This is a genomic window from Enterococcus sp. AZ067 (assembly GCF_051715005.1).
Lineage (GTDB): Bacteria > Bacillota > Bacilli > Lactobacillales > Enterococcaceae > Enterococcus_D > Enterococcus_D casseliflavus.
Genome location: NZ_JBIOSY010000001.1, coordinates 712,501 through 729,295 on the forward strand (window position 1 = coordinate 712,501; position 16,795 = coordinate 729,295).

17 protein-coding genes and 2 tRNA genes are annotated in these 16,795 nt (G+C 44.3%); 13 read left to right on the top strand and 6 right to left on the bottom strand.

Features of this window, described 5'->3' with window-relative positions:
* Window positions 1-155 precede the first annotated feature (155 nt).
* The gene (locus IGI82_RS03325) at window positions 156-806 is read left to right on the top strand and encodes an HAD hydrolase-like protein (protein WP_005225128.1); all 651 of its coding nucleotides are present in this window, start codon (window positions 156-158) and stop codon (window positions 804-806) included.
* A gap of 48 nt (window positions 807-854) precedes the next feature.
* Here IGI82_RS03325 and IGI82_RS03330 read toward each other — a convergent pair whose 3' ends face one another.
* A complete protein-coding gene (locus tag IGI82_RS03330) occupies window positions 855-1,211 on the bottom strand; it encodes an iron-sulfur cluster biosynthesis family protein (protein WP_015509034.1) in 357 nt (118 codons plus the stop codon).
* 392 nt (window positions 1,212-1,603) lie between these two features.
* On the opposite strand from IGI82_RS03330, the gene IGI82_RS03335 reads away from it, so the two are divergent.
* Entirely contained in the window at window positions 1,604-2,038 is a 435-nt protein-coding gene (locus IGI82_RS03335) for a universal stress protein (protein ID WP_005225130.1), read from the top strand.
* Window positions 2,039-2,395: 357 nt separating this feature from the next.
* Complete coding sequence (locus IGI82_RS03340) at window positions 2,396-2,635, top strand: hypothetical protein (RefSeq protein ID WP_010747444.1); 240 nt, start codon at window positions 2,396-2,398, stop codon at window positions 2,633-2,635.
* 94 nt (window positions 2,636-2,729) lie between these two features.
* Here IGI82_RS03340 and IGI82_RS03345 read toward each other — a convergent pair.
* Window positions 2,730-2,802: transfer RNA gene (locus tag IGI82_RS03345), tRNA-Thr, on the bottom strand.
* Window positions 2,803-2,996: 194 nt separating this feature from the next.
* Between IGI82_RS03345 and IGI82_RS03350 the strand changes: the two genes are divergently transcribed.
* Window positions 2,997-3,070, top strand: a tRNA-Asn gene (locus IGI82_RS03350).
* Window positions 3,071-3,160: 90 nt separating this feature from the next.
* Here IGI82_RS03350 and IGI82_RS03355 read toward each other — a convergent pair.
* Together IGI82_RS03355 and IGI82_RS03360 are read right to left on the bottom strand one after the other, a co-directional pair.
* Window positions 3,161-4,549, bottom strand: a complete 1,389-nt coding sequence (locus tag IGI82_RS03355; RefSeq protein ID WP_413127090.1) for a hypothetical protein — start codon at window positions 4,547-4,549, stop codon at window positions 3,161-3,163.
* Entirely contained in the window at window positions 4,546-4,935 is a 390-nt protein-coding gene (locus tag IGI82_RS03360) for a GntR family transcriptional regulator (RefSeq protein WP_005225133.1), read from the bottom strand. The genes IGI82_RS03355 and IGI82_RS03360 overlap by 4 nt, the downstream gene beginning before the upstream one ends.
* 164 nt (window positions 4,936-5,099) lie before the next feature.
* On the opposite strand from IGI82_RS03360, the gene IGI82_RS03365 reads away from it, so the two are divergent.
* The 6 genes from IGI82_RS03365 to IGI82_RS03390 all read left to right on the top strand — a co-directional run bounded on the left by IGI82_RS03365 (window position 5,100) and on the right by IGI82_RS03390 (window position 11,857).
* A complete protein-coding gene (locus IGI82_RS03365; protein ID WP_086339168.1) occupies window positions 5,100-6,116 on the top strand; it encodes an acyltransferase family protein in 1,017 nt (338 codons plus the stop codon).
* A 119-nt stretch (window positions 6,117-6,235) separates the two neighbouring features.
* On the top strand, window positions 6,236-7,564 hold the full coding sequence (locus IGI82_RS03370) for an aminopeptidase C (RefSeq protein ID WP_218213556.1): 1,329 nt from the start codon (window positions 6,236-6,238) through the stop codon (window positions 7,562-7,564).
* 345 nt (window positions 7,565-7,909) lie between these two features.
* Window positions 7,910-9,298: an L-cystine transporter gene (locus tag IGI82_RS03375; RefSeq protein WP_375806941.1), complete on the top strand. Its 1,389-nt coding sequence runs from the start codon at window positions 7,910-7,912 to the stop codon at window positions 9,296-9,298.
* Between the two features lie 158 nt (window positions 9,299-9,456).
* Window positions 9,457-10,236: a tyrosine-protein phosphatase gene (locus IGI82_RS03380; protein WP_074934643.1), complete on the top strand. Its 780-nt coding sequence runs from the start codon at window positions 9,457-9,459 to the stop codon at window positions 10,234-10,236.
* Window positions 10,237-10,252: 16 nt separating this feature from the next.
* Entirely contained in the window at window positions 10,253-11,083 is an 831-nt protein-coding gene (locus IGI82_RS03385; protein ID WP_375806942.1) for a fructosamine kinase family protein, read from the top strand.
* A gap of 15 nt (window positions 11,084-11,098) precedes the next feature.
* A complete protein-coding gene (locus IGI82_RS03390) occupies window positions 11,099-11,857 on the top strand; it encodes an acyl-ACP thioesterase domain-containing protein (RefSeq protein WP_010747450.1) in 759 nt (252 codons plus the stop codon).
* A gap of 50 nt (window positions 11,858-11,907) precedes the next feature.
* On the opposite strand, the gene IGI82_RS03395 is transcribed toward IGI82_RS03390, so the two are convergent.
* Window positions 11,908-12,876 carry an asparaginase gene (locus IGI82_RS03395; RefSeq protein ID WP_005225140.1) on the bottom strand — a complete coding sequence of 323 codons (969 nt, stop codon included), beginning with the start codon at window positions 12,874-12,876 and terminating at the stop codon, window positions 11,908-11,910.
* An 88-nt stretch (window positions 12,877-12,964) separates the two neighbouring features.
* On the opposite strand from IGI82_RS03395, the gene IGI82_RS03400 reads away from it, so the two are divergent.
* The 3 genes from IGI82_RS03400 to IGI82_RS03410 all read left to right on the top strand — a co-directional run bounded on the left by IGI82_RS03400 (window position 12,965) and on the right by IGI82_RS03410 (window position 15,288).
* On the top strand, window positions 12,965-13,795 hold the full coding sequence (locus tag IGI82_RS03400) for a DUF72 domain-containing protein (protein ID WP_005225141.1): 831 nt from the start codon (window positions 12,965-12,967) through the stop codon (window positions 13,793-13,795).
* Between the two features lie 8 nt (window positions 13,796-13,803).
* Window positions 13,804-14,664 carry a Cof-type HAD-IIB family hydrolase gene (locus IGI82_RS03405; protein ID WP_060792942.1) on the top strand — a complete coding sequence of 287 codons (861 nt, stop codon included), beginning with the start codon at window positions 13,804-13,806 and terminating at the stop codon, window positions 14,662-14,664.
* A gap of 99 nt (window positions 14,665-14,763) precedes the next feature.
* Window positions 14,764-15,288: an HAD family hydrolase gene (locus tag IGI82_RS03410; protein WP_438841765.1), complete on the top strand. Its 525-nt coding sequence runs from the start codon at window positions 14,764-14,766 to the stop codon at window positions 15,286-15,288.
* A 71-nt stretch (window positions 15,289-15,359) separates the two neighbouring features.
* On the opposite strand, the gene IGI82_RS03415 is transcribed toward IGI82_RS03410, so the two are convergent.
* The gene (locus IGI82_RS03415; RefSeq protein ID WP_005237529.1) at window positions 15,360-16,709 is read right to left on the bottom strand and encodes an aspartate kinase; all 1,350 of its coding nucleotides are present in this window, start codon (window positions 16,707-16,709) and stop codon (window positions 15,360-15,362) included.
* Window positions 16,710-16,795: the final 86 nt, after the last annotated feature.

Genomic DNA, 16,795 nt, shown 5'->3' on the forward strand with positions numbered 1-16,795 from the left:
TCTGCTATCTTTTTTTTTACATAAAATGACAAAAACAAAGACGTTGCCTTTGATGGGGCAGCGTCTTTTTTATTTAGATGAGATCAGAACGAAAAGGAAGAAGTGTTGCTTGTACTGCTGTTTTTTTCTATACTATTAGAAAAGGAGACGATGGCGTGAGAAAGAAAGTACTTTTTGATTTAGATGGAACGATCATTGATTCGAGTGAAGGAATCTATGGATCGATTCAATATGCGATGGAAAAAATGGGAAAAGAGCAATTAGCGCAAGACGTACTGCGGAGCTTTGTGGGGCCGCCTTTGATTGAATCCTTCCGTGGCTTGGGCTTCGATGAAGCTGCTGCCCAGCAAGCCGTTGCCTTCTACCGGGAAAATTATCGTCAAGCGGGCATGTTTCAAGTCCAACCATATCCGTTGATCGAAGAAACATTGCAGGAGCTGGCGCAGGATCACGATTTGTATATCGCTACGTCGAAACCAGAAGTTTTTGCAAAAGAGATCCTGACCCATCTCAAGTATGATGGCTATTTCAAAGGAATCTATGGGGCGGATCTCGAGAATAAACGTGGGGAAAAAGCGGCCGTTATCCGCTACGCGTTAACTGAGATCGAAAAGGAGCAAAAAGCGCAGCAAACCATCATGATCGGCGACCGCGAGCATGATATTTTAGGGGCAAAAGAAAACCAGTTACCGGCAATCGGCGTTTTATATGGTTTTGGGTCAAAAGAAGAATTGCTTGATGCTGGTGCGATCGCTTTAGCCGCTGAGACACAAGAACTCTTAGCGTTGATTCCAGATTCATTATAGAGAAAAAGAGCTGACAAGCACCTTACAAGGCATTTGTCAGCTCTTTAGTTACGCATTCGTTTGTTTCAACTGTGGAGAGGATTCCAATAAAAGATTGGTATCCAAATAGCCGCTTTCGTTTTTCAAAATCAAAGTTCCTGAAGTTGGGTGAACATCTAGAATCAGATGACCAGTCAAGAACATTTGATCATAGGTTGATGTAAAGAAAGTAAACTGATTGCTTGAGACTAACTCATTGTATGGGTCTAACGGTTCGTCGATCGGTGTGATCAAAAAACGTTCGCCGATCATACAGCATCCAGCTGCTGAAGAAAATTGGTTCGATCCGTCATTACTCGTCAAAATATATAAGTCGTGCCCTTCTGGAAAGCGAGCAGCGGCAGTAGGGGTAATATGTAAGTCCATTTTGCATGATCTCCTTTTTGAAACGAGTGAGCAGCAAGCTGTTTCGTTTCGATAATTGTTGATAAACCAAGTGTATCACTCCTCTTAGGGATGTGACAGCAACTTGCTTTTCAACAAACCAAGCTTAAAGTTTTAGCAAGAAAAAGGCGATAATACCGATTATCAGCAAGAAAAGCCCTAAGTACAAGAGCACAGTGACCGCAGCCTGGAAAAAAGAGCGCATTTCTTTCACCTCGAATCATTCTTCTCTTTATTTTACTGTATAATCACGGAGACAAGTAAGGAACTTCACAAATCTTAAAGGAAGTTTTAGGTCTCTTAAGAGTAGACCTTGTCCTTTTTTGTAACGCTTCCATTTTTTGTGGTAAAATAAAGAAAAGGAGGCGATTTGGATGTTACGTAATTGTCAAAATGTACTTGTTGCCTTGGATGGGTCGGATCAGTCAGAAAAAGCGTTCCAAGAAGCACTCGCGATTTGTCGTATGAACAAAGCCAAATTGTATGTCCTCTCTGTTATCAACAATGCTGAGTTATCCACAAGTGCCTATGCTTTTGCAAAAATTTTTGACCAAGAAAAATTGCGTGTGGAAACGGACATGTTGAAAAAAATCTATGATGCCAATCAGCATGGGGTAGAAGATGTTGAGGTAATCGTTGAAGTCGGCGATCCAAAACGCTTTATCATTCATGCAGCAACAGAATTGTACCCGATTGATTTGATCATTATCGGTGCAACTGGTAAAGGCACATTGACCCGAGCTGTCGTAGGCTCAACCACCGATTATGTCGTCAATCATTCGAAATGTACGGTGTTGGTCGTGAAGTAAAAATTTGAATTAAACGGAAAGAATATGTTATTTTTTTAGCCAGCATCAAGCATCTCCTTTCAAAAAAATTCACTGTAGTTGAAAAACTCGCTCTCTTAGCTTTAGGAGAGCGGGTTTTTTTTGGTAAAAAAGATGTGTCTAAAATTGAGCTGTGAGCACCGATTGAAAAATCCTTTTTGTTCGTTTTGTAAAAAAATATTTATTTAAATTGATAAAAATCAACTATTAGAAGAGATGGTTTGTTACACTTTTAATAAGCAAAGGCTGTAGGAAAAGTATTGGAGAGAGGGTCTGATAATTTACTGAGTTCTACGATTCAGCTGGTTGCAAATGTCTATTGTTGAAAAGGAGAATGAAATGAAGCGTGTTGCAGAAAACTATTTGGTTGTTTTTTCGATTCTTTTGCTGATTATATGGCTAGGCTTGATCCAAGTGAAAGAATATTCGCAAGAAGCAGCCCTGTCGATCATTTACTTTATTAATCTATATACGCTCTTGTTTAAATTTAAAGATGCAGCGAGGATAGTGAAAGCAGTTGTATCGGTCCTACTATTGGGTTTTACGATCTTATTTCTTTTGTATATCGCAGGAAATTAGGGGCGTACGAATGATTAAGTTCAGAAATTATCGCTATACTTTGGGAATTAGATGCACAAAAAAAGACAACGTCCTAGAAACGTTGTCCTACCAAAGCCACTTGACGGGCTTGAACCGTCGACCTCATCCTTACCATGGATGCGCTCTACCAACTGAGCTAAAGCGGCGTGTTATTTAACACAAGATATAGAATACCGTAAAGGCGCTGCTTTGTCAATGAGATTTTCGGATATTTCTTGAGAAAAACACTTTGCGGGAAGGGAAGTTTCTAAAAGGGGATTTTCTTGAAAAAAAGGAACAAAAAATTGATTTTTGCTCTTGCTAAATTATCTGACTATTTGGTATAGTACAGATAGATTCTTCCGGCATAGCTCAGTTGGTAGTAGCGCATGACTGTTAATCATGATGTCGTAGGTTCGAGTCCTACTGCCGGAGTATCAAAAACGACCTTCGTTTCGGAAGGTCGTTTTTTTGGTTGTGGATAGCCTGGGGATAATGGGTTCCCCAGTTTTTTCTCCAGAACACTCACTCCGCTAAGGAAATCTTCTGTACTAGTTCCTCGTATAAATCCGTCGTTTCGGCGGCTTTTTTATTTGTGTAAAAAACGGTTGGCCCATCTTTGGTGGTGACTTTTAAAATAGGTGTCGAGTTTATGTCCACGAACATTCTGGCAGGATCACCAGCAACGGTAAATTTACCGATTTGGTAACTGGCGGTTCCTACACCCATGGTACGAACACGAGGCGATGGCAAAGCTTCGATCAATTCCACCGTCTCTATATCTGCCAAAGAGACCGTTGTTTTCCCAGTCATTGGTGCATCGAAGGTGACTTCTTGTCCTTGCACTTCACCGGTGATCGCATCAGGAGCGAAATCTAAACGATACATCGGAATGATAGTACCGACCATTAATACAAGTAAGAAGACAGCGGTGATACCTGAGACGATTTGTCCGCTACGTTTGCCTAGATTGATGCCGATATTCATCCCAACACGGTCAGGAACAAACAGTCGCGCATCATTAGGATTGATGTAAAAACCATATCGCCAGTAAGCATCTTCACCATAATAGCGCGGTTGTCCTGCTGGTTCTAAGAGCTGATCTTGTTTTTTACGCAGATCTAGCAACAAGAAGAAGGTAAAGACGATCAAGAAAACAACCAAAACAACAAAGAGCACTAAGAGGATAGTACTGAATGCTCCAGTAGCGGACATGGATGCCAGCGGGACAGTCAACAAGAGCAGCGTAATGGTACAAGTGACAGCGATCAATAAGGACCAATAGCGCTTTGTTAAATCATTGATGTGCTGGTCGATAGCTGAATCACCGCTGATCCCGCGAACGGGTAAGCGGCTGATGATCACCCAGAGATAGACGAACAGCGCAAAAATTGCTAAGGAGACGCCGCCCATCAAGTATCCTGTAGAAAGATCAGGCAACTGCCATGCTTGGTACAAACTGATCATCAACAAAATCGCTGCAGGAACGAGGCTATACCACGGCAGCATCCGTTTATTTTTGGCTTGAACGAGTTTGGTATCGATCCGAATCGGATCGATAGGTAGTTCCCATCCTTTGGCAAGGATCAATTGCCGCATTTTTCCAATGTAATGCACTTGCACCAGGTAAGCTGTCCCCAGCAAAGCGGCCATATAAAGCCAGAACAGGGTAAGGATGATGGAGTCAGATAAATTGAACAAAAAAAGGAGACTTGCTACACTAAATGTACCAACGATTTGTAAGATACGCTTGCGAAATTCTGTGATCAAGCTGTGGACGCTAGGATCATCCAGATGCTCAGGGGCAAGGGTATTTTCGAGTAAAACATTTTTGTGGGGTTTACTGATCAAGCGTAAACCAAATGCGGTCGTCCCACAGAGGACAAGAGCAATAATGAAAAAAAGATAGGTCATTTGCATTCATTCCTTTCAGGAAATTGGTCCAGCAGTTGTTGAACATCCGTTAAAAGCGCTTGCTTGCTTTTGCCGTGTAAGAGAGCGGTTGCTAGCTGCAGCTGCAAGTTTTGGCGATACTCCGCTTCTTGTCCAGAAGTAAACGGTGGTGGCGCGGCAACGGCGGTTCCTTTACGGCGATCCGTGACCAACAAGCCTTCTTCTTTGAGGGAATTGTAGGCTTTTGAGATCGTCATGGTATTGATGCCGATCTCTTCGGCTAATTGACGGACGGATGGTAGCAATTCGCCAGCGGATAAATCGCCTTTTGCGATACCGACAATGATCTGTTCCCGCAACTGCTGGTAGATCGGTTGGTTGCTTTGGGTTTGAATATCAAATATCATCGAAGACAGCTCCTTTGTATTATATATATTAATACAAAGCATACAAAATAGCAACTGGTAATCAAATGAACAAGAATCGTTAGAAAAAAGTAAATAGCTTGTTACAGTTCTGTTTCATGGATCAGGTATCCTTTGACAGATACAACTTAGAGGAGGAACTTTTTATGAGCCAATCGCAAAGAACGGCTTACTTTGATAATGCAAAATTTTTACTGATGATCTTGGTCGTCTTCAGTCACTTACTACAGCCTTTTATCGGCGATCAGAAGTTTTATCATGACCTATATTATTTTATCTTCACTTTCCATATGCCAGCTTTTGTTTTTCTGGCTGGGTACTTTGCCAAACCGTTGACGAAGGGACACAAGCTTCGTGAGCTGATGAAAAAGTTCTTGCTGCCTTATGTCTTCTTTCAGGTGTTTTACACCGTCTATTACTGGTTGATCGGTCTACGGGAGTCGTTAAAAATCCAACTGTTGAATCCGCAATGGGCACTTTGGTTTTTGCTTAGCATGTTCTTTTGGCAGCTCTCCTTGCTGGTCTTTCAAAAAATGTCCAAAAAGCAGGCGATCTTGCTGAGTATCGGCTTGAGTATCTTCGCTGGCTACGTGCCATTTTTAAATCAAGTGTTGACCTTGCAGCGAACCTTTGTCTTTTTGCCGTTTTTCATCATCGGGTTTTATTTTCCCAAAAATGAGATGCGCTTTTTATTGAAACCAAAGATTCGGACCATCAGTTTGCTTTTCTTACCGATCATCTACACCTTTATCGCGTTTTTTCATGGGATGAACAAGTACATGGTTTTTGGTTCCAAGCCTTATGACGATTACTTGAGCTATCCGTTGTTCGGCGGTCCCTTGCGTGCGGTCTTTTTCGTGATCGGGCTGATGGGGATCATCGGTTTTCTGAGCCTCGTGCCTAGAGAGCACCTCTTTTTTACGAAGTGGGGCAAAAACACCCTGCTGGTCTATCTTTTACAGGGGATCTTCATCAAGGGCTTGCGGGCATTAGCGATCACCGACTTGAACCTGTCGGTATTAGGTTTTGTGACGTTGGTGTTAGCCAGTGTTTTACTGACGATCTTGCTAGCTAGTCGTCCGATCCGCTTCCTTTATGCACGATTTGAACGAGGACTATCCTTTGTTTTACTTGGCTTTTTGCTTTTGATGCTAACTCTTTAAATCCTTGATACGAGCAACCGCTCTTAGAAAGATGATCCTTTCATTTTTCTAGGAGCGGTTGTTATTTGAGAGGCAGAGGCGTAAAATGGAAGGAACGGAAAGTGAAAGGATGAAGAAATATGTCAGAAATTTCAAAAAAGACCACCGCTGCCTTTGCGCAAGCGTATCAAGACAATAATAAACAAACGGCACTGCAACGGAGTGTTGTGAAAAATGGGATCACCGCTTCTGCGGAAAACGTGTCAGCAAAAGTCAACAATGTGCCAGTTTTTTCAGTTGATGTGACAACCGGGAAAGTCTCAAACCAAAAACAATCAGGCCGCTGCTGGATGTTTGCCGCATTGAATACATTCCGTCATAAGATGCTGAATGATTTCAATTTAAAAGAATTTGAATTGTCGCAAAACCATACCTTCTTTTGGGACAAATACGAAAAAGCCAACTATTTCTATGAAAATATTTTAGCAACTGCTAACGAGCCTTTAACAAGTCGCAAAGTTGCTTTCTTATTGCAAACACCACAACAAGATGGTGGGCAATGGGACATGATCGTTTCGATTTTCCAAAAATATGGTATCGTACCAAAAACGGTCATGCCAGAAAGCAGCAACTCTTCCAATTCTCGTGACCTAAACAATTACTTGAACAAAAAACTGCGTAAAGATGCGGTTGCTTTGCGTCAGCTAGTGGCTGAAGGCAAAACAGCTGAAGACATCCAAACAGCCAAAGAAGCGATGTTGGAAGACATTTATCGTTTCTTAGCGACTTCTTTAGGCACACCGCCAGAAACCTTTGATTTTGAATACCGTGATGAAGACAAAAACTATCACATTGATCGCAATTTAACACCGCAAAGCTTTTATGAAAAATATGTCGGGGTGGACCTTGACGATTATGTCAGCATCATCAACGCACCAACTGCCGACAAGCCTTACAATCAATCGTATACCGTAGAAATGCTAGGCAACGTGGTTGGCGGCAAAGAAGTCAAATACTTGAACGTCGATATGCCGACCTTCAAAAAATTAGCGATCGCTCAATTGGAACAAGGGGAGTCCGTGTGGTTCGGTTGTGATGTCGGTCAATCTTCTACCAGAGATACTGGGATCATGGCATTAGATGCGTATGATATCAACGACCTATTTGACATCGACTTTACGATGACCAAAGCAGAACGCTTAGATTTTGGCGAAAGCTTAATGACCCACGCGATGGTCTTGACTGGCGTTGACTTGATCGACGGCGAATCAACCAAATGGAAAGTCGAAAACAGCTGGGGTGAAAAAGTCGGAACGAATGGCTTCTTCGTTATGAGCGATGCGTGGATGGATGAATACACCTATCAAATCGTGGTTCGCAAAGAGTTCCTGACAGCAGAACAATTGGCTGCCTTTGAAGCAGAACCAACAGTCTTAGCACCTTGGGACCCAATGGGTGCTTTAGCGTAAGACAGCAATTTCTAATGATTGCCTGAATATTCTCTGAAATTTTTCGAAAAGTCGAAATGAAAAAATAACGAACCAGTTGCCGCAATCCAACCGTTAGGAAAGTAGAAATCCTAACAGTGTGGGGTTGTGGCAACGGTTCTTTTTTTATTTTCTGACAAAAAAGCGGTACCATCCCAGAAAAGTGGGAACTTATTTATTGTAAGATGAAGCAAACTTCTTTAAAATGGAATAGTCACTAATGATGCCACACGTCTCATTAGAGTGAACTGTTGAAGAATGGTCACTGGGAACCTTTACTTCCTCTGACAGACTTTGTCATGTTTATTGAACAAAAGGAGGATTCAAATGACAAATCTGTTAACTATTATTGTTGTTCTACTTTTTGCTGCCCTTATTTATGGGTTCTACTTATTGCAAAAACGTCACGTGAAGTTTTCTACGCGGGTCTTTGCGGCGTTGTTCGTCGGGATCGTTTTTGGTGGCGTGCTGCAGCTGATTTTTGGGACAGGCTCTGACGTTGTCACGCAAGCTCTTGACTGGATCACGATGGTCGGTAGCGCCTATGTAGCTCTCTTGCAAATGCTGATCATGCCCTTGATCTTCGTTTCGATCGTTGGTGCTTTCACCAAGATGAAAGAAAGCGAAAAAATCAAGAAGATCAGTTTTACGGTTCTTGCGACTTTGCTAGGGACAACGGCGATCGCTGCCTTGATCGGAATTGTGATGGTCATGGTCTTTGGTCTTGACGGTGCCAGCTTTACCGAAGGGGCAACGGAAACAGCGCGGATCGCAGAATTAGCGGAACGTTCGACACAAGTCCAAGACCTATCGATCCCACAACAAATCGTTTCCTTCATCCCAAGCAATGTCTTCGCCGACTTTGCGGGTACTCGTTCGACAAGTACGATCGGGGTCGTGATTTTCTCAGCCTTTGTTGGGATCGCCTTTCTTGGTGTCAAACGTAAATCACCGAAAGAAGCGGAAACTTTTGCGAATTTGATGGACAGCTTATATAAAATCGTGATGCGTATCGTCACGTTAGTTTTGCGCCTGACACCTTATGGCGTTTTGGCATTGATGACTAATGTATTAGCTTCAAGTGATTTTGAAGCCATCTTGAACTTAGGCAAATTTATCATCGCCTCTTATGCGGCTTTGATTTTGGTCTTACTTGTTCATTCATTATTGCTGACCGCTGTTCGGGTCAATCCAGTAACGTATTTCAAAAAGGCCTTTCCAGTCTTGAGCTTTGCCTTTACTTCTCGTTCAAGTGCGGGTGCCTTGCCATTGAACATCGAAACCCAAACCAAAGCGTTAGGTGTTGATGAAGCCACGGCTAACTTTGCAGGCAGCTTTGGGTTATCGATTGGTCAAAACGGCTGTGCGGGTGTATATCCAGCGATGTTGGCAACGATCGTTGCACCAACGGTTGGGATCAATGTCTTTGATTGGCAGTTTATCCTGCTGCTAGTTGCAGTAGTTACGATCAGCTCTTTCGGCGTTGCTGGTGTCGGCGGTGGGGCAACCTTTGCTTCATTGATCGTCTTAGGCTCAATGAACTTGCCGATCGCCATCGTAGGCTTAGTTATTTCTGTTGAACCATTGATCGATATGGCACGGACACTCGTTAATGTCAGCGACAGTATGGTTGCGGGAATGGTGACCAGCAGTCGTATCAACGAACTGGATCGTTCGATCTTAGATGATTCTGCCGCCGTGATCGAAGCCGAATAGAAACATTTTGTAACAAGCGAAAGCAAAGAAAGACTGCGTGTGGTCTTTCTTTTTTTTGTCCGTTAAAGCTCAGCTCATAGAAAAATCTAGGTTTCAGTGCCCTTAATAGCGAAGTTTCTGCTATACTTTTAACTAGAACATCGCGGGAGGGATAAGCAATGACACAATTGATTCAACTAGAACGAGCAGCAAACGTCAGAGAACTTGGCGGCTATCAAACGACAAACGGCACGACGATCAAACGAAAAAAATTGATCCGCAGTGCGGCGATCAATGAATTGACTGCTTCAGATCAAGCAGTACTGGCAAACTATGGGGTCAATCAGGTCATTGATTTTCGCTCTATCGCTGAAGCCAATGCACAGCCTGATCGACCAATCGCCACAGCAAAGCAGCTTTTTTTACCTATTTTTAAAGAAGACGAAACGATGGTTTCCTTGTCGCCAGAAAGCTTGAAGCAGCGCTTGGAAGATGGGGAAGATGCCGAAGAGCAGATGAAAAAAGTCTACCGTCACTTTGTTGAAAGCGACTATGCCCGCCAACAATATCGGCAGTTTTTTGATCATGTGATCGCCAATGCGGAAGGCGAAGGTGCAACCTTGTTCCACTGTACCGCTGGCAAAGATCGCACAGGCTTTGGCGCCTTTTTATTGCTCCATGTGTTGGCGGTGGCACCAACGACGATCAAAGAAGATTATTTAGCAACCAATCGCTATTTAGCGCCAATGCTAAAAGAAAAATTTGCCCCAATGACCCAGCATTTGCCGCAAGAACTGTTAACGGCGATCACGGTTTTGATGAGTGCCAAAGAGAGTTTTCTTGATGAAAGCTTGGCTGCGATCGATCAGCACTTCGGTTCGGTTGATCAGTATCTCCTGCAGGGACTAGGGCTGACGAAAGAAGAGCAAGCGTATTTGAATGCCCAACTGACTGAGTAAAGAAAGGGAGATCCGTATGGAGGAAGCATTGTTCGCAGCAATCGGGATGACCGGCTCGCTGACGCCCATCAGTGGTGGGGATGTCAATCAAACGTATCGTTTCACTACAGCAGAAAATCGCTATTTTTTAAAGACCCATCCTCATGTTTCATCGGTGTTCTTTCAAGCAGAGATCAACGGCTTAGCTGAATTAGCCCCTTTCGTGCGGGTGCCAAAAATCGAACGTCTCGTTCAGACCGAAGAGAGGGCATTTTTATTGATGGAATGGATCGATGGTGGGGAAGGACAGCAGCGACGCTTAGGTCAAAGCTTGGCTCGGCTTCATCAGCAGACGCAGGAGTCTTTTGGGTTTTACGAAGACAATTACATCGGCTTTTTGCCGCAAGTCAATCCGAAAACCACCGATTGGCTTGATTTTTACACAGTCTGCCGTTTGGATGTGCAAGTCGAACTAGCGAAGCTGGGTAACCGCTGGCATGCCAAACGGGAAGCTGCTTATCTGCGTTTGAAAGAATTTTTGCATGAAAATTGGCGTGATCGCAGCGTCACACCTGCTTTATTACACGGTGATTTTTGGCGGGGGAATGTGCTGTTCGATCAGCAAGGAGAACCAGTGTTTCTTGATCCAGCAGTCGCTTATGGGGATCGAGAAATGGATATTGCGATGTCCCAGCTCTTCGGTGGTTTTCGTCAGGAATTTTTGGAAGGCTATCAAGAAGTCTATCCATTAGATGAGGATTGGCAAGAGCGACTGCCAGTGTATCAATTGTATTATTTATTGGTCCATTTGAATCAGTTTGGCGAAAGCTATGGACCAAGTGTCGATGAAATATTGAGTCGTTTTTAGGAGGCAATTAGAACTATGGCAGCAAAGTATCAAACCACGCATGAAGTGGCGTATTATGAATGTGATGTCAACCAAACGATGACGTTTCCAGCCATGCTAGGCATCGCTATCAAGACATCAGAAGAACAAAGTGCGGCGTTAAACCGCGGACCAGAAGTCATCGCTAGTTATGGCTTGACCTGGATCATTACCAGCTATCACATAACGGTGACTCGTTTGCCGCGCGTAGGGGAGCAGATTCAAGTGGCGACCCAGGCGAGAGAATACAATAAATTTTTCTGCTACCGTTACTTCTGGTTATTGGCAGAAGACGGAACGGAACTGGTCAAAATCGAGGCGGTTTTTGCGTTGATGGATCCGAAGACGCGCAAAGTCAGCAGTGTACCAGATGAGATCGTGGCGCCTTTTGGCAGTGAAAAAATCAAGCGAATCAAACGCTATCCGAAGATCACCCCTATCACGCAAGGACAATTTTTGCCTTATCGGGTGCGTTTCTACGATATTGATAGCAATCAGCATGTCAACAATGCCATGTATTTCAATTGGCTGATGGACGTCTTAGGCTATGAGTTTTTAACAAAACATGAAGTGACACAAGTGACGATCCGTTTTGATCGGGAAGTGGCTTACGGCCATTTGATCGAAAGCCATTTTCAAATCAATGAGAAGACAGTCGATGAAGCCGGCGAGGCTGTGCCGCTGCAAACGATCCACGAGATCAAGATCGGTGAGGATACTTACTGCGAAGCCATCTTTACTTGGCGAGAAAAATAAAACAACCCTTTTGCCTCCATTAGCGGAATGGCAAAAGGGTTTTTGTTTGGTTAATTCTCCATGAAATCAGGCAGTTCATCCATGGTCAACCCACGGTTTTTCGCTATCAGCAATTTGATGCGGGCTTTTTGGCTATTGATGCTATTGCAGAAAATCACCCCAAGAGCTTGCAATTCGATCCCGCCGCCTAAGTAGTCATAGACCGGCTCGGCAACGCCGTTGAAGCAGCGAGAAACTAAGACGACTGGAATGTTTCTAGCGATCAGTTTTTTCAAAGGCTCTATGGTCTGCGGCGGCAGATTGCCAGCGCCTAAAGCTTCGATCACTAGTCCATCGATCAGCGAGTCGGCTAAAGCATCGAACAATTCCCCAGTCATTCCCGCATAGGCTTTGACGATCGGAAACAGACCATCGACACGATCAACATCCAAATGGCGGTTATTTAACAGCTCTTGCATGAACAAGATACGGTGCTTTGTGACTAAGCCGATCGGACCTAATGTCGGGGTGCGGAATGTCGCAATATTGGTGGTGTGGGTCTTCGTAACATAACGTGCGGAATGGATCTCATCGTTCATCACGACTAAGACGCCTTTTCCTAAGGCATCAGGTGATTTCGCCACCCGAATCGCACTTTCAAAGTTATAAAGTCCGTCACTGCCGATTTCATTACTTGAGCGCATGGCGCCAGTCACCACGATCGGTAACTGACCGCCGATTGTGGTATCTAAAAAGAAGGCTGTTTCTTCCAGCGTATCGGTTCCGTGAGTGATCACGACCCCATCGACACCGCTTAAATGCGCCAGCTGGATACGTTCTTTCAGCTGCAGCATTTCTTTTGGGGTCATATGAGGACTGGGAATATTAAAAATGTCTTCGACGATCAATTCAACATCGTCGTCTATGTGGATCGGTGCATCCATCAGCGGATTGCTGACATCAGGGCTGACGCCGCCTGTCAGGGTGTCTTCTTTCATGGCGATGGTGCCGCCAGTGTGCAACACGAGAATTCGTTTCATTTTTTCATCACCTGCAATGATTTATTTACTCTTAACTCAAAACTATTGTATACTATTAAAATAAGAAAACAAGGAGCGATGGGAAAAAATGATTCGAATTGGTTGTACCACATTTAGTGAACATGGCAGTCTCGTGCAAAGAAAAAACTCGAAATTATTTGAGTATGCCCGTTATTTTCCGTTAGTTGAGCTGGATACCACCTATCATTTTTTGCCAAAAGAAAAAGACGTGCGCAACTGGTTGACCCAGATTCCCGAAAATTTCCGCTTTGTGTTGAAAGTCCATCAAAGTGTGACCACCCAAGGGGATTTGCCAGATCAGTTGACCATGACCGAAGCACTGCAGCTTTATAAAGAAGCGATCGCGCCAATGGTAGAAGCAGGCAAACTCTTTTGCCTATTGGCGCAGTTTCCCAACAGCTTTAAATGTACAAAAGAAAATGTCGCCTATTTAGACCAAGTGCGAGAATGGTTTGCGGGCTACCCAGTGGCGATCGAGCTGAGAGACAGCAGCTGGTATCAGCCGAAACTGTATCCGGGAATGATCGATTATATGAAGCGAAAGCAGTTTTCCTTAGTAGTTGTTGATCAGCCAAAAAAGCTATCGACCACCATTCCCCTTGATCCAACCGTGACCAATCCCGCGTTTGTCTTGTGCCGTTTTCATGGACGCAACGACAGCGGCTGGACAGCGACAGGACCAGATGCCAAAAATCTGCGGACCTTGTATCGCTATGACCAAGCCGAACTAACGGAGTTAAAACAAGCGGTCCAAGCCATCGAAGCCAATGCCAAAGAAGTCGCAGTGGTCTTCAATAATAATGCCGGTCGTGATGCCGCTGACAATGCCCGCGCATTGATCGATGCGCTGCAGATCGATTACGAAGCATTAAATCCTAATCAGTTGAAATTATTTTGAGGAGTCATATGATAAAAGCAATCTTTTTTGATATTGATGGCACGCTGATTGCCAGCAACGGCAAGGCGCTTGCCAGTACCCGTGAAGCCATCAAACAAGCCCAAGCCAATGGCGTCCTCTGCGGCATTGCCACCGGACGTGGTCCGGTTGACTTAGAGAAGGTGATCGATTACTTGTCGTTAGACATGTTTATCACCTATAACGGCCAATATGTCTACACGAAGGAAAACTTGATTTATGCTAAACCTTTTCCAAAACAAACGCTGGAAGCGATCGTAGAATACGCAGATGAAAATTACCGCCAAGTCATGTTTGGCGGAGAAACGCAAGTGGCTGGCAGCTTAACGATCCGCTTAAGCCAATCACCCGTCATGCAGCGCTACTTACGCTATGTACCGAAAAAATTTCCCGTCGGTTTTTTAAAGAAAGTCTTGCAGCGCTTTAGTCCCAATCGCAACGCCAAACGCTATGAATCGTTGGATATTTTACGAGAGCCCATCTATCAGTGCATTATGCTGAGCCCTGAATCAGAGCGCGAAAAATTACGGTCCAAGCTGCCGCAATGTGATTTTAAGCGATCCAATGCCTATTCTGTTGACATCGTGCCGAAAAACGGTTCGAAAATCAAAGGCATCAAAGAGTTTTTGGCCTATGAAGGGATCGCGATGGAAGAAGCGATGGCATTTGGGGATCATTTTAATGATGTGGAAATGTTAGAAGGCGTGGGGATCGGGGTTGCGATGGGCAATGCCCAGCCCATCACTAAAGCCAGTGCTGACTTTGTGACGGATACTAACGATCATGACGGCATCAAGAAAGCCTTGATCCATTTTGGCATCATTGCCGAGGATGCCCAAGGCAGAGAATGAATAAAAAAATAAGCAAGTAGCCAATCTATGACGCAACGTAGAAGACAGCGCAGAACCATAAAACAGAACCATGAGAAAAAGCAGAAAGAAGCGAGCAAAATGAGTCCATTTGAAATGACGGAAGAGTTTCATAAAACCTTTGATCCAACGCGACCGCCATATCCACAAGCTTTTTCAGCGGAAAAAGCCCAGTTTCGTGCTGGTTTTAAAATTGAAGAATTAGTTGAGTTCCTTTATGCTGCCAGCAACAATGACGAAGAGACCTTTCAAGCAGGCCTGGAGCATTTGCATCAAGCGATCGATCAAGCCCAAGCCAAGCTGGCTGCCAAACAACAGCCTGTCAGTGATTCTCTAGTAGAACAAGTCGATGCGCTTTGTGATCTACTGTATTTTACCTATGGCTCGTTTTCACTGTTAGGGGTCGATCCAGCGCCGATCCTGGCTATCGTTCATGACGCCAACATGGGAAAACTTTTCCCAGATGGGCAGCCCCATTATGATCCTGAGACCCACAAAGTCATGAAGCCGATCGATTGGGAAGAACGGTTTGCTCCTGAACCGCGAATCAAGGCAGAAATCAACCGCCAATTGGCACAAAAACAAGCCCAAGAATCGTCAGAATAAAAACCAAACGTGCCAGTTGCCCGTTCCGATTGCTTATCAGCAAAAGGAGTGGTGCAACTGGCACGTTTGGTTTAATCAAAGAAAGTGTAGTAAAGGGTTCTGACAGCGGCTTTTTCTTGTTCTTTGTGGATACCGAACATGATGCTGACCTCAGAGGACCCTTGGTTGATCATCTCTAAGTTGATATTTTTCCGCGCAAGGGCAGCGGTACTGTCGGCAGTGATCCCGACTCGTTGACGCATTCCTTCACCAACGACGACGACCATGGATAGATCGTGGGTCATTCGCAGTTCATCGGGATCGATCTCGTAGGCGATCTTGCGCAGCAGTTCTTCTTCCAATACTGGATTCAACTGGTTGGAGCGCATAATGATCGAGATATCATCGATTCCTGAAGGCATGTGTTCATAATTTAAATCAAATTCACGAAAAATCTCTAAGACCCGTAACGTGAACCCAACTTCGCGGTTCATCAAGTATTTGCGGATATAGATCATACAAAAGCCTTCGTCACTGGCAACGCCGATCACGGGCTGATCCAAATTGTCTCTCTGGTTGGTGATCAAGGTACCAGGATGACTTGGATTATTGGTGTTTTTGATCACCACGGGAATTTTCGCATGGTATGAAGGCATCAAGGCCTCATCGTGCAACACAGTAAAGCCCGCATAAGACAGCTCTCGCATTTCTCGGTAGGTCACTTCTTTGATGGACTCTGGATGATGAACATAGCCTGGATGAGCAGAAAAAATCCCATCGACATCGGTAAAGTTTTCGTACAATTCTACTTGCAGACCAGCCGCCACGATGGCACCAGAAATATCTGATCCTCCTCGAGAGAAGGTACAGATCTCGCCGGCTTCTGTGTAACCAAAGAAGCCAGGAATCACTAAGATTTCAGGACTGTCGCGCCATTGTGCGATCTTGGCGTACGACTTGTTCAAGATACGGGCGTTTTGAGGTTCATCCGTCACCAGCAACCCAAGTTCTTGCGGATTCATGTAGCGAGCAGCTAACCCACGGCTTTGTAAAATCCCTGCGATCAATTTGGCATTGTTGTCTTCGCCGCTTGCCAAGACCGTATCATAAAGATGCGGATTGTCTTGAGTAGGCAGTGTTTGAAAAGCCGCCAATGATTGCCAGATGCGGTCTAAATGGACTTGTTCGATACCAAAGGGGGCAGCGATCGCTGTATAGCGGGCATAGATTTCTTCTATTAAATCAGTGATTTCTTCTTGAGCACACAGACGGGTACAGACAGCTAATAACAGATCGGTGACTTTCTGATCGTCGCTGGAACGCTTACCAGGCGCTGAAACAACAACAAACCGTCTTTTAGGATCACTTTCAATTATCGCAACAACTTTTTCGACTTGTTCGGCTGAGGCAAGGGAACTGCCTCCGAATTTCGCTACTTTCATTTGACATTACTCCTGTTCAAGCTTTTTACTAGAGTACAGTTTCAATAGGGAGAAATCAAGCGGTTTCTTGAAAAAAATCGGAAAAA

What these genes read in the sequence shown, in the direction of transcription:
- IGI82_RS03330 (WP_015509034.1), bottom strand. Translation starts at nt 1,211, where the DNA reads ATGGACTTACATATTACCCCTACTGCCGCTGCTCGCTTTCCAGAAGGG.
- IGI82_RS03335 (WP_005225130.1), top strand. Translation starts at nt 1,604, where the DNA reads ATGTTACGTAATTGTCAAAATGTACTTGTTGCCTTGGATGGGTCGGAT.
- IGI82_RS03340 (WP_010747444.1), top strand. Translation starts at nt 2,396, where the DNA reads ATGAAGCGTGTTGCAGAAAACTATTTGGTTGTTTTTTCGATTCTTTTG.
- IGI82_RS03355 (WP_413127090.1), bottom strand. Translation starts at nt 4,549, where the DNA reads ATGACCTATCTTTTTTTCATTATTGCTCTTGTCCTCTGTGGGACGACC.
- IGI82_RS03360 (WP_005225133.1), bottom strand. Translation starts at nt 4,935, where the DNA reads ATGATATTTGATATTCAAACCCAAAGCAACCAACCGATCTACCAGCAG.
- IGI82_RS03365 (WP_086339168.1), top strand. Translation starts at nt 5,100, where the DNA reads ATGAGCCAATCGCAAAGAACGGCTTACTTTGATAATGCAAAATTTTTA.
- IGI82_RS03370 (WP_218213556.1), top strand. Translation starts at nt 6,236, where the DNA reads ATGTCAGAAATTTCAAAAAAGACCACCGCTGCCTTTGCGCAAGCGTAT.
- IGI82_RS03375 (WP_375806941.1), top strand. Translation starts at nt 7,910, where the DNA reads ATGACAAATCTGTTAACTATTATTGTTGTTCTACTTTTTGCTGCCCTT.
- IGI82_RS03380 (WP_074934643.1), top strand. Translation starts at nt 9,457, where the DNA reads ATGACACAATTGATTCAACTAGAACGAGCAGCAAACGTCAGAGAACTT.
- IGI82_RS03385 (WP_375806942.1), top strand. Translation starts at nt 10,253, where the DNA reads ATGGAGGAAGCATTGTTCGCAGCAATCGGGATGACCGGCTCGCTGACG.
- IGI82_RS03390 (WP_010747450.1), top strand. Translation starts at nt 11,099, where the DNA reads ATGGCAGCAAAGTATCAAACCACGCATGAAGTGGCGTATTATGAATGT.
- IGI82_RS03395 (WP_005225140.1), bottom strand. Translation starts at nt 12,876, where the DNA reads ATGAAACGAATTCTCGTGTTGCACACTGGCGGCACCATCGCCATGAAA.
- IGI82_RS03400 (WP_005225141.1), top strand. Translation starts at nt 12,965, where the DNA reads ATGATTCGAATTGGTTGTACCACATTTAGTGAACATGGCAGTCTCGTG.
- IGI82_RS03405 (WP_060792942.1), top strand. Translation starts at nt 13,804, where the DNA reads ATGATAAAAGCAATCTTTTTTGATATTGATGGCACGCTGATTGCCAGC.
- IGI82_RS03410 (WP_438841765.1), top strand. Translation starts at nt 14,764, where the DNA reads ATGAGTCCATTTGAAATGACGGAAGAGTTTCATAAAACCTTTGATCCA.
- IGI82_RS03415 (WP_005237529.1), bottom strand. Translation starts at nt 16,709, where the DNA reads ATGAAAGTAGCGAAATTCGGAGGCAGTTCCCTTGCCTCAGCCGAACAA.